Annotated in this window: 10 protein-coding genes; all 10 read right to left on the bottom strand. The window is 38.6% G+C overall.

Annotated features, from left to right (window positions below):
• Nucleotides 1-17 precede the first annotated feature (17 nt).
• The 10 genes from E4O07_RS07690 to E4O07_RS07645 all read right to left on the bottom strand — a co-directional run bounded on the left by E4O07_RS07690 (nucleotide 18) and on the right by E4O07_RS07645 (nucleotide 10,667).
• Nucleotides 18-2,297 (bottom strand): hypothetical protein, encoded by a 2,280-nt coding sequence (locus E4O07_RS07690; RefSeq protein WP_253730547.1) that lies wholly within the window; start codon nucleotides 2,295-2,297, stop codon nucleotides 18-20.
• A 1-nt stretch (nucleotide 2,298) separates the two neighbouring features.
• Nucleotides 2,299-3,297, bottom strand: coding sequence for a hypothetical protein (locus E4O07_RS07685; RefSeq protein WP_253730546.1), 999 nt, complete (start codon nucleotides 3,295-3,297; stop codon nucleotides 2,299-2,301).
• A 13-nt stretch (nucleotides 3,298-3,310) separates the two neighbouring features.
• Nucleotides 3,311-5,254: a phage tail protein gene (locus E4O07_RS07680; protein ID WP_253684874.1), complete on the bottom strand. Its 1,944-nt coding sequence runs from the start codon at nucleotides 5,252-5,254 to the stop codon at nucleotides 3,311-3,313.
• Between the two features lie 13 nt (nucleotides 5,255-5,267).
• Nucleotides 5,268-5,858: a phage connector family protein gene (locus E4O07_RS07675; RefSeq protein WP_253684873.1), complete on the bottom strand. Its 591-nt coding sequence runs from the start codon at nucleotides 5,856-5,858 to the stop codon at nucleotides 5,268-5,270.
• Between the two features lie 114 nt (nucleotides 5,859-5,972).
• Nucleotides 5,973-6,401, bottom strand: coding sequence for a hypothetical protein (locus E4O07_RS07670; protein ID WP_253684872.1), 429 nt, complete (start codon nucleotides 6,399-6,401; stop codon nucleotides 5,973-5,975).
• Nucleotides 6,402-6,411: 10 nt separating this feature from the next.
• The gene (locus tag E4O07_RS07665) at nucleotides 6,412-6,795 is read right to left on the bottom strand and encodes a Bbp16 family capsid cement protein (protein ID WP_253684871.1); all 384 of its coding nucleotides are present in this window, start codon (nucleotides 6,793-6,795) and stop codon (nucleotides 6,412-6,414) included.
• 77 nt (nucleotides 6,796-6,872) lie between these two features.
• A complete protein-coding gene (locus tag E4O07_RS07660) occupies nucleotides 6,873-7,835 on the bottom strand; it encodes a major capsid protein (protein ID WP_253684870.1) in 963 nt (320 codons plus the stop codon).
• 21 nt (nucleotides 7,836-7,856) lie between these two features.
• Nucleotides 7,857-8,699 carry a hypothetical protein gene (locus tag E4O07_RS07655; protein ID WP_253684869.1) on the bottom strand — a complete coding sequence of 281 codons (843 nt, stop codon included), beginning with the start codon at nucleotides 8,697-8,699 and terminating at the stop codon, nucleotides 7,857-7,859.
• A gap of 26 nt (nucleotides 8,700-8,725) precedes the next feature.
• Nucleotides 8,726-8,992, bottom strand: a complete 267-nt coding sequence (locus E4O07_RS07650; protein ID WP_253684868.1) for a hypothetical protein — start codon at nucleotides 8,990-8,992, stop codon at nucleotides 8,726-8,728.
• Nucleotides 8,985-10,667 carry a portal protein gene (locus tag E4O07_RS07645; protein WP_253684867.1) on the bottom strand — a complete coding sequence of 561 codons (1,683 nt, stop codon included), beginning with the start codon at nucleotides 10,665-10,667 and terminating at the stop codon, nucleotides 8,985-8,987. Before E4O07_RS07645 ends, E4O07_RS07650 begins: the two co-directional genes overlap by 8 nt.
• Nucleotides 10,668-10,722 lie beyond the last annotated feature (55 nt).

The raw sequence follows: 10,722 nt of genomic DNA, 5'->3' as shown, positions 1-10,722 counted from the left end.
TATTATTCCTCCTTAATTTAAAAACTACTCATACTTTTGTTTGAGTGCCTAAAGTCCTTCTTTTCTTTTTTGTAGTTTTGAATAAACCTTATTTTTTCTTCATCCGATAATTTATCATATTCTGCTTTTATTTTAGGACTCATAGTTTTAATTAAACTTTCATTGATTATATCAACCGGTGAAATTTCTTTTTTGAAGGCTTGAATGACTTCATCTTTATTGAGTTTGTAACCTCTACCTATATTTTTATCTTTTTCTCTTTGATTTATTGCGTTATATAATTGCAAAAAGCGTTGTCTATCTTCTTGAGTATTAAGCTTATCATAAAAAGGTTTAATATCCCGTTGTATGCTTTCAGCTTTAAAACCGGAATGGGTTAGTTTATCAATCGCTTTTTTCTCTGCTTCTATTTTTGCATCTTTTTTATCCTGTCTGACTTCTTCAGATAACTTTTCTGTAGTTTTAATTTCCTTAGTTTCCCAATCAACTGTTCTTAATACAGCTTTACCGTTCTTGTCGGTTTCAAAGTAAGAGGCTTTTGTTCCATATGTGCAATAAATTCTATTTGCTTCCGTATCATGGAAAATAGATAGCTTGCCTATATCCTTTTCATCGTTAGGGTTCAAGCCTAAAGCAATAGCTGTTTCTCGTCTTAAATCGTTTTCATGAGCTGCAACGGCCGCTTTAGCTTCTTCTCTGATAACTATAGTTCCAGTTCTATCCTTAGTAATAACTCCCGGCTGAGTTGTTTCTGCTACTAGCTTGCCTAAGTTTTCGGCTGATTCTTTTTTCCACCACAAGGCACCGCTTGAACCTGTGTATGAATCAAACATTTTTGCTGTATTTTTTCCTGATTGCTTTTCCATTAAAGCCAATAAGTCTTTATTGGCTAAATCAGGATATCTTGACTGTCCTACAATATTCAACAATCCTTCAACAAAATTTCCTGCATTTTCTAAAGCGGCCTTTTGTTCTTCAGGCGGTAATTTATCTACGCCTAATTGAGCCTTTCTAAGAGTATCGTATGTTTCTTTATATTTTTTTACAGGCTCTTTTAATCCCGGAGGTAAAACATCTTCTATCTGTTTATAAAATTCTTCGATGACTCCCGGAAATACATAAGCTGCCGGTACTCCTTTTATTTTAGCTATTTTATCTATATCGATCAACATTTGATCTTTAACTTCGTTTGCACTGACATGAGTTTTTCCTCCATTTTTATCATAAGCATCCATTCCGTACTTCCATTTTTCTGCATAAACGGCAGCAAATTTTTTTATATCCAAAGAACCCAATGCAGCTAAAGGACTACCTGATTTTATATATTTGTCGATATTTTGTAAAAAATCATAGTATTTTTGAGTATATAAATCAGCTGTATTAGGATTTATTGCCTCTCCCGATTGAGCTTGAATGTTTTGTAATTCATTTATTCTTCCTTCGGCTAGACTTCTAGCGTCTATAATCTTACCATTTTGAACCAGTGATAATACATTAGTCCAATTTTTAACTTCTTCTTTTTCAGCCTTTTGCCATTTTATACTTCTTTGTTTATAATAATATTTTTCTACTTCTTCCGTTGCTTTTCCTTTTACGACTTCTTCCGTAATCCTTCCTCCTGCAACAGTTACAAACTCATTTTTGTATTCTTGTAATTTAGAGGTTACCTCCTCAATAGAGGCTCCCTTATCGATTAAGTTTTTTCCGAAAGTTACCATGTCATGATTCATAAGGCTTGCATAAGAGTTTCGCATAGCCAAATTAAACTGTTCATAATCCAATAAGCCTGCATCATACATGGTATAAAGTTTAGTGTCTATCAATTCCTTTTTTTGCCGGCTGCCGGTTTTAATAAATTTATTCCCGGTTTCATCTATTTCTTCTTTATCTGCAAAAGAATTGCTTAAAATAACATTGTTGATATAATCAAACCCTTTAGTAAAATCTTGAGCTCTCATCTTTTGATTGGCAATACTTTTAACTAAAAGCCTTTGTTTCATTTCGGCTTCCTTGTACTGACTGTCATACACTCTTCGTGCAAAAGGACTTGATAAACTCTTATATGTATCGTTATGCACCTTTACCCTAAAATCTTCCCAATTTTTCTCGTAGTTTTCCCAGTCGTTGCTGTTTTGCATATCAATGGTAAATTGATTGAAGGCTTCCATATCCTTAAGAGCTGCATCCTGCACTTCCATTTGAGCCTTTAATTCCAGCCGTTTATCTGCTGCATTTAAAACCGTATCTACCGCACCTGCGGCCGCTTGAAAAGCATCAAAAATTCCCCGTCTACCCATACTAAAAACCTCCTCTCAACGAACTTAATGAACGCAAAGAGTCCGTTAGCCCCGATGAAAGCATATTTTTCATAGGGTTTCTCTGTATTTTTTTGTAAGCCTCCGGATCTTTATTACTCCACTTATCATAAAATGTTAGGCCCCTATCGGCAAGGCCGAATCCTGCACTAAAGCCTCCGAAAAGGTCTGTTAATCCATCCAAAAAAGAATACTCGGCTCTGTCATAAGCCCTCTGCATAGCCTGCTGCTTAAAAAATCCGCCTAGGTTTTGCAAATCTATACTTCCCTCTAAGTCGGCCCTGCGGTTTGCTATTTTTTGATTAAACAAATTGACAGCTCGTCCGCCCTCAGAGTAATCTGCCCTTAATTGCTTTGAATCTCTAAAGGCCTTGTTGGCTGCATCTCTTTCTTCATCTATTCTAAACATACCGCCCTTTAAACTACTAAAAGCACTCATAAGGCTTATTTCCTTTTGCGTTTCTCTCTGTTTTTTCATAAGGGCTAGGTCCTGATTAAAATTTTCTTCATTTTGACTTAACAATCCTTCGCTTGAGTTAGCTCCGGCTCTTACTCCGCTTGTACCCAATGCAGCCTTAAAAGAGCCTTGCGTGTTTTGAAAATTCTGTTTACCTCTTTGTTCTTGATGTAGAAGGCTTTCATCCTGTGCGTTGTTTTGTTTTATCGCAAGATTAAAGGTTCTCCCTGTTAAGGTTTCGTCAAGGTCTGCTCTCATGTCTATGCGCTCGCCCTGATGCCATATGTCATCTGCCTTTCTAAAAGCGTCTTCTTGTTCTATCTTAAAAACGGACTTAGCATAATTTATTTCACGTTCTGCGGCCGCTCTTTGCTCTGCAATTTGAGCCTCCCTCATACGCCGCTCTTCTTCCTTCCGTCTTCTTATTTCTTCTTGTTCTTCTTGCGCTCTATTCCAGCCTTGAAAAATACTAAAACCTGCACCTAAGGCACCAAAAGTTAAACCTAATCCTAACATTAACCCCATGTAAAACACTCCTTTAAGCTAAATTAGCATTAACGGCCAAAATCTCGCACCGCTCCGGCCTTTTCATTTCAAGTTTAAAAAAAACATCCCTATTAAAATTCCCCTCAACAGGAACCGAAACAACACCGCTAAAAGGCTCATCCTCATATATAGTCTGATCCCTTGTTTCCGTCTGACTTACAAGCGGTAAATAAGAGTCTAAAAATCTTATCAATAAAGCTGCAATCCGCTTTTTGTTGTTGTCTGCGCTGTTAATAACAGGTAAACTTTCAACTGTGGAGGTATACTCATAACCTATATACATCTCTTTTGAAAAATCCTTGTATTCATCAGGAAGTTCTGCTAGTTTAAAGATTTTTCTTCCGTCAGGGATAAATACGCTTGATAACTCGTATTCATCCGCTTCAGTTTCTGCGTTGTATTTACTAAATGAGTCAAGGTAAATTGTTTTATCTCTTTCTTTTTCTGCAATTTTTTCAAGATAGAATTTATCGCCTCGTTCAACTTCAAAATAAACATCATCAAATCCTTCAAGGCCCGGAACCGTAACTATATTTTTAATTTTTCCGTTCCCTAAAATAATCTTACTCCACGCTGCAATACCGGTATTCTTGTCGTAAAGTAAAACGCAAGCCGTTCCGTCTTCACGCGATAAATAAATCTTTTGTACGGGCGAGTTTGTATAATCAAAATCTACCGCCTTACTTTCGATAAGCAGGTGTGAGGCTGCCTGCGTAAGGTCAATAGATTTATAGGTACGCTCTTGGTAGTCATAAGCATAATCCCTTAAAGTACGGCCTCCTTGTCCTATATAAATTACCGATCGTCCTATTAAAGAGCCTTGAAAATCTGCAACTCCGTATCGGCTGTGTAATTGTACCTCTATTCTTTGAGCTGTAACTCCCTCGCTTAAAATCCATTCAGAGCTTTCGGTACCTATAATTAAATCTTTCGATGGAGTAATCCATTTTATTTTGTCGTTTTTATCGCTTCCTATTTCAAAATAAAAAGCATGATCGGGGGCTGTAACATTGTTAATTATTTCTATGTCCTTGTAATCATCTGCCTGCGGGCTGTCTGCATTTTTCCAAAGATGAATGGATAAGACTATATCTTCTTTATCGACTGTTGCAGGTTTTGATAACTTCATTGTGTCCGAGCTTACCGATAAAACCTTAGTATCTTTAGGTATACCCTTATGTCCTGATACGTAATAATCTGTGATGTTTGCGATATCCGTAAAATCTTTCGTAAGCTCGGTTAATATATCACTATCCTTTGTTGCTCTTGCACTAAAAATACGCAAGTCAGGATTTTTAAGTTGTGTAGTTTTAGAAACGATTGTATCAAAATAAGTAAAGTTTTCGTATTCAAAAACTTTGCTGGCCCAAATTTTCTGCGGCTCCCTTATCGTGCTTGCAAAAAATAACCGGCCTTGAAAAAGAGCAACACAAGCAGGGTAGTTGTCGCTTCCTTGGAACGGCAGCTTGTGAGCATTGCCGGTAATGTTAAGGCTTCCAAATGTAAAAGTATCGCCTCCCTGCCATTTTATTACATAAGGCTTATAATACCTGTGTGCCAAGTAAAGACTATCATAGGTTTGAGCATATTGAATTTCCTGTAAGTCGCTTTTTTGATAAAGCGGTAAATCGGGGGTAGGGGTAAACTCTACAGGAAAACCTGCAAGAGTAAGAAGCGTTCCGTTTTTCCAAATACGGATATATTCGGGTCCTATTTCAAAAATAAAAGATAAGGTATTGTTTACGATAAACGGAATAAGGCGGGCTTCACCTTTTAGCTTTCCTATCCTTTCGGTTCCGCCTCGTCTTTTAATTCCTCCTGTTTGCATAATATCAAAGTTTTCAAGGCGTGAAACACTATTTTGATAAATAGGTAAATCGATACGTCCATAAAGATTTTTACTAACCTCTCCGCCTGCAAAATTCGTAATCAACATATACGCCTCATTTTCAGTCGATCCACCAGGAATTACCTTTTTTCTTTCCTGCACTTAAGGTCTTTGTATTTCTATAAGCTGCTTCTTCAATCATTGCAGCTTCCTGTAAAAGCATTTTATGTAATTCAGGCTTACCCGATAATTCCAAGGCTAATTTACTTGCAAGCCTTAATTCGAAGGCTTGATAAAACATAGCCTCATATTCGGGCGGATCGTAATCGGGAAAATCATCGTCAACATTTCCCGTTCCTTCCGGTAATTTTCCGTTCGTGATATAAAGTAAAACCGCTTCACTTGAATCCGTATAAAGCGTTTTGCCTTCAACGATATAATAGCTTTTATCTTTTAACTCTATAATTTTCCCGCAATCTATAGGGAGTTTAAAAGCTCCCGAATAGTCGGTGTAATTTTCCGATAAATCTTTTTCTAATTTCTTTCTTTTTTTTCCGCTGGTCCACGGAACCATTTCAAGGCTTTCCAACATGGTAGGTAAATAAAATTTTTTGACAAGTAAAAAACTTTTAGAGGTTGTGTCCGTCTCATGTAATTGAGGCTCTCCGACAGCCGATAAGGCCCTGTTTGCTAACTGTCTATCTATATTCATCTTTCACCTCTTTTTAAAGATGAGGCTTTAAGGCGTTAATCAAAAGTAAAAGCTAAGTGAGGAGAAAAAACTTTTAATCTTTTTCACGCCTTAAAAGCCTCAAAAGTAATCAATCTATACGGGGTCAAAGAATTCGGATACTTCTTTGCTCGTAACCAAAATATCACCGGCCCTATAATAGGCTCCGTCAAAAGTACATGCAGTGTTGCAAACATACTCTTGTTCCTTGCCTGTAAAAGCCGTATCAAGCTTTTCACCTAAGCCTGTAAGCTTTTTGTCAAGTTCGGCCCTGTCCTTTTCAAGCTCTGATCTTTCCAAGGCTAGGGCTTCTTTTTCCTTTTCGAGTGCAAGCCTTTCGGCTTCAATTTCAGCCTTTAAAGCTGCTGCTTCTGTACCGCTTCCGGTTAAGGTCTTATCTTTTTCGGTATCGTCCTGGTCAAAAGATTCCGCTAAAAGTTCATCAATCTGCTCATCGGTAAAATGAGGATTTGCGGCTTTTAGCTCTTCCCTTACCTCGTCCTTTGTTTTATTTTTCTTAGCCATAAAAACCTCCTTACATTTCCGTGTTCAAAATTGCGTGAATCTTGCCCTTACTAAAAGTGCCGTTCACTTCATACTTAACCCTGATGTACCGGCGTAAGCCTTTAGGGATAACAAGAGAATACAAGGGCTCTTTTTGGCTTTCAACCAATGCTGCAGTATTAAAAACGGGCGAGGTAAGCTTATCCTCAAAGCTTGTACCGTTTGCACTATCCTGCAAGATAAACTTTAAGGATGTACCTCCTACAAACTTTTCCTTGATTCTAAAATCAATTCTCTTGCCGTCTGCACTGCAAGAGTCCACACCAAAATCAATAGCATTTTGACTTTCTGCCGTTGTTGTAATTGCCTGATCGCTTGAAAGCTCCAAGCGTTTATCCAAACAAAGATTAGCCATTTTTAAAACTCCTTATAAAAATATTTTACTCAATGGGTAATAGGCAAAAATACCAATTACCCATTATCCGTTACCGATTAAACAAGCGCTTGTTCGGTTGAAAGAATTGCATCAACCCTTCGGCATCTTCCTGCTCTGATGTGGGTTATCATGTCTCCCCACGGATCTTCTTTGGTAAATACGGCATTGCCCTTGCTCCAAGCGGCCTTGTCGATTTTTACCAGCATATCCTGATTACAATAGATAGATACGCCTTGAGCTCCCTGCGGTAACCTAAGCATAGCTTCAAGGATCATTTCTACGATTTTATCTCCCGGTACCGTGTTGTCGATATTACAAATACGCTTAACGGCATCAGGATGAGCGATTGAAAGTCCGTAATGTGTTGAAAAGAATTGTACATAGGCCGGCATTACCTTGCCATTTTCCATAGGCCAGTCTTGAAGGCCCTTGTCTTCCGTTTTAACTCCGCAGTCCTTTCGGCCCCGCGGGTAAATGAGGTGAGCAAACCTGTTACCTACTGCACATACATAGATTGATGTACACTTATTACCGCTTCCTCCTGCGTTCATAACGTTTTTATTGGAAAGCTTATTAAGCCTTACCGCAAGTCCGTTAATTTCCGCCTCGTTTCTTCCGTGGTCGCCGTAAATAAGTTCTTCTGCTTGTGTTTGTCCCATACCCTGCAAAAAAGCATCGGCTTCACTTGCTCTTAAAGCCTTTACGTTTCCCGAATGATCTGCCAAGTCCTTATCAACTATGCTGTAATCTTCAAGCATTGTGATACGGTCTCTGATCGTGTCGGTTGTGGTAGCTCCCGGTGCAATTCCTTCGTTGTACTTTCTGTGTGTACCACTCCGTAAAGAAGTACGTACAAGCGTGTTGTGTACCGTGCCGTCGTTTGCCTCAATCATAGGCATATCTTTCAATATCTCATTCGTTTGAGCCATAAGCTCTACGATATGGAACCCGTCCTGATTGTTTGCCCTTCGCATAACTTCCAATGCTGTCATGCTGTCCGTCATCGATAAATTAGGCATTTATTACCTCCAATAAAAATTTTATTTTTCAAAAAAAGAAAAGGTGCCTCCCTCCCGTGCCGATTTTATTCCGCCTGATGTTGCCGTTCCGTTTCCTATCACGGTTTGGCTTTCCTTAAAAGCTTCACCGGCATTTATCATCAGTTTGACAAAACCCGGATCATAGGCAAGCCCTGTTTCTTCAAGCTGCTTCATAACTTCACCGCCTCCTAAAAGTTTTAGGCCCTTGGTGTAGCTAGCCATTTTTTGCTCAAAATCTTTGCCGTATTCTTTTTGTAATAAGGCATCCGTCTCTTGTGCTTTTTTTGCAAGAATTTCTTTGTATTGAGCTGTTTGACTTTGTCCTATGTTTATGAAAAAATCATAAAGCTCCTTAGCCTGCCTGTCTGATAGGTTAGCCTTAAAAGCTGCCTCCGCAAACCGTTTTTCGGCTTCGTATTTCTGATCAAAAGAATACTTATCGGCTGCTTCCGGTTTTCCCAATCTTTTATAAAAAGCATCAAGTTCTTCTTGTGTTGCTTTTTCGCCCGGGATTGTGTGCATGCTTCCTTGTTTTTTTTCAAGTTCGATGTAGGAATTGGCAAGGCCCGATATATCCTCGAATTTGGATAATACCTTAACCGCTTCCGCATTTTCCTTTAATTCCTTTGAAAGCTGTGCTCCCCAAGCTTTTAAAGCATAAGTTTCTGCTTCTTTGTTAGCCTGTCCGCCCTTAACATTATCATTCCCATTTGTAGGTTCCTGATTGCTTCCGGCTCCTGCTCCCTTAAAAGCATCTAAAACTGATGTACCGGTCGCCTGTGTTTCTCCGCTTCCGTTACCCTCTGGTGTCTGATTTCCATTGTTCTGATCTAGTCCATCCATTCCATTACTCCTTGTTTTATTTAAGGTCAATCAAGGTTATTGATTAAGGCATCGGTTATATCCAATGTCTTGGTAATTCCCAATCTTTCCCTCAAAAAAAATTTTGCATATTCACACAAGGCTTTTTCCGCCTCGGTCTTTGCCTCAGTAAAATAAAATAAATCGTTTAAAAGAGCATTGAATACTATTCTGCCGTCCTCGGTTTTAAATACTCTTTTAAAGGTTTCTCTTAAAACCTTTATCTGCTCTTCGGGGCTGCTTGTTTCATAGCCCGGAAGTACGCATTTACTCATTAGCCCCACCTAATCCCCCTTGTAACTGCTCCGATAACTCTTGAATAGGCGAGCCTTCTTTTACCGGTTCGTTAAGTTTATCAAAGTTATTCGTTATATCGCTTTGGGCTTGCATTTGCATTTGAGCCTGCATAGCCTGCATTTGAGCCTGTGCTCTTTGCTCCCTTAATTGTGCAACCTCATCGTCTTCTCTTATTGCCGATTGAGGGAATCCGTTCGTATCGAGTACGTTTTTAAGTAACTTGTCCGTATCTATATAATCAAGTACTTCGGGGTTCATTTGTATAATGGGTTGTGATATGGCTAAACTTGTTTGTACTCCTCCCGTTTGATGATAGCGTTTTTGTGCCTGTGCTAAAGGCCCTACAAAGTCAACATTTAAAACCGCATCCGAGCCGTTTAAAATATTGGGAGGCTCCGGGAATCTTCCCTGCCTGTACATAATGTTTAAAGTTCTTATCACTATTTCAGACAAGGCCTTATTTTGATTGACAATTAAGCTTGATAAAAGAGCTGACTTTTCGCCCTGCAATTCTATAACTTCCGTTGCTGTCTTTTGAGCCGTTTGAGCCTGCAACATAAGCATAAAATCGACATGGAACTTATCCCTTAATCTCGACTCTATATCCTGTATGGTTTCAAGCGTGATAGGAAAGTTAGCCCCTATGTTGATAGGTGTCATTATCATATCTGGCCTTTCATAATAGTTATATCCTGCAGGAACAACCGATTCAAAACCTCTCATAGAATCAGGTACATTCATAGGCGGCTCAGACACTAGCTGAGCGAGCTTTAACCTTGCTTCTTCTACCTTGTTTAAAAGTCTCATATCGGGGATAGCCTCTCTTGCAGGGCTTCCTCCGTAAGCTGATGAGGTTTCTTTTTCCCAAATAAAAATACTGTAAGGCAATTCAAAATAACCCGATTCTTCTAAGATCGTGTTATTGTCCATATCTATATAATAGCTTGCAAACTCCATATTTTTACTGTCGAGCTTGCTTTCATCATAATCATCTCTAGGCAATACTGCGTGTAAGATTTTGATCTCTTTATTCTTACCCTTAATGTCCTTTGCATCGTTTTTGATCTGCTCGCTTACGTTTTCTTCACCAAAACGGGCTATAATGTTTTTTACAGTCATAGAAAAATATCTAAAGACGGTATCAATATCTCCGTATTCGTTTTCTGCAATATAAATTTCGGGTTCTGCTATAGTTAAAAACCTTATAGCGTTCTCTTTCTTTTCATCTATAAGCATAACGCCGTGTCCGAAAGATGCAGCATTGCTTATAAACAAAGACACTTGACTATATAAATTGTTCCTGTTGAACTCCTCATACAAGGCTTTTTCAGATTGTTCTAACCAATCTTTAACCCCTGCATATTCAAGCATTTCGTTATTGTTTAAAGATAGCTTTAACCACGTAACATTGGGACTTATGGTGTAACCCATAAGCCCCGATACCAACTTTTTAAGATATTCGGACGGCCGGCCGGTATGACGCTTCGGCCTTTTAATTTCGGCCTTGTTCTCATCCCAATCAAAAACATTAGAGCCTATATAAGTACAAACATCCTGCCATTCCGCCTCATGCATAGAGCGCTTATCTTTTAGAATGTCAAAAAGAGCCTTTATATCGGCTAATAATTCTTTACCGTCCTTTTTAGTTTCCATACCGACATTCTATCAAAATAAAATTTTTCTGTTACATAACTTAAAAAAAAGAATT

Origin of the sequence: Treponema sp. OMZ 798 (genome assembly GCF_024181385.1) — a bacterium.
Lineage (GTDB): Bacteria > Spirochaetota > Spirochaetia > Treponematales > Treponemataceae > Treponema_B.
This window is presented reverse-complemented; position numbering and strand designations above follow the sequence as displayed.

Bases quoted from the DNA above. Each gene is read 5' to 3' on its own strand.
- E4O07_RS07690 (WP_253730547.1), bottom strand. From the start codon at position 2,297: ATGGGTAGACGGGGAATTTTTGATGCTTTTCAAGCGGCCGCAGGTGCG.
- E4O07_RS07685 (WP_253730546.1), bottom strand. From the start codon at position 3,297: ATGGGGTTAATGTTAGGATTAGGTTTAACTTTTGGTGCCTTAGGTGCA.
- E4O07_RS07680 (WP_253684874.1), bottom strand. From the start codon at position 5,254: ATGTTGATTACGAATTTTGCAGGCGGAGAGGTTAGTAAAAATCTTTAT.
- E4O07_RS07675 (WP_253684873.1), bottom strand. From the start codon at position 5,858: ATGAATATAGATAGACAGTTAGCAAACAGGGCCTTATCGGCTGTCGGA.
- E4O07_RS07670 (WP_253684872.1), bottom strand. From the start codon at position 6,401: ATGGCTAAGAAAAATAAAACAAAGGACGAGGTAAGGGAAGAGCTAAAA.
- E4O07_RS07665 (WP_253684871.1), bottom strand. From the start codon at position 6,795: ATGGCTAATCTTTGTTTGGATAAACGCTTGGAGCTTTCAAGCGATCAG.
- E4O07_RS07660 (WP_253684870.1), bottom strand. From the start codon at position 7,835: ATGCCTAATTTATCGATGACGGACAGCATGACAGCATTGGAAGTTATG.
- E4O07_RS07655 (WP_253684869.1), bottom strand. From the start codon at position 8,699: ATGGATGGACTAGATCAGAACAATGGAAATCAGACACCAGAGGGTAAC.
- E4O07_RS07650 (WP_253684868.1), bottom strand. From the start codon at position 8,992: ATGAGTAAATGCGTACTTCCGGGCTATGAAACAAGCAGCCCCGAAGAG.
- E4O07_RS07645 (WP_253684867.1), bottom strand. From the start codon at position 10,667: ATGGAAACTAAAAAGGACGGTAAAGAATTATTAGCCGATATAAAGGCT.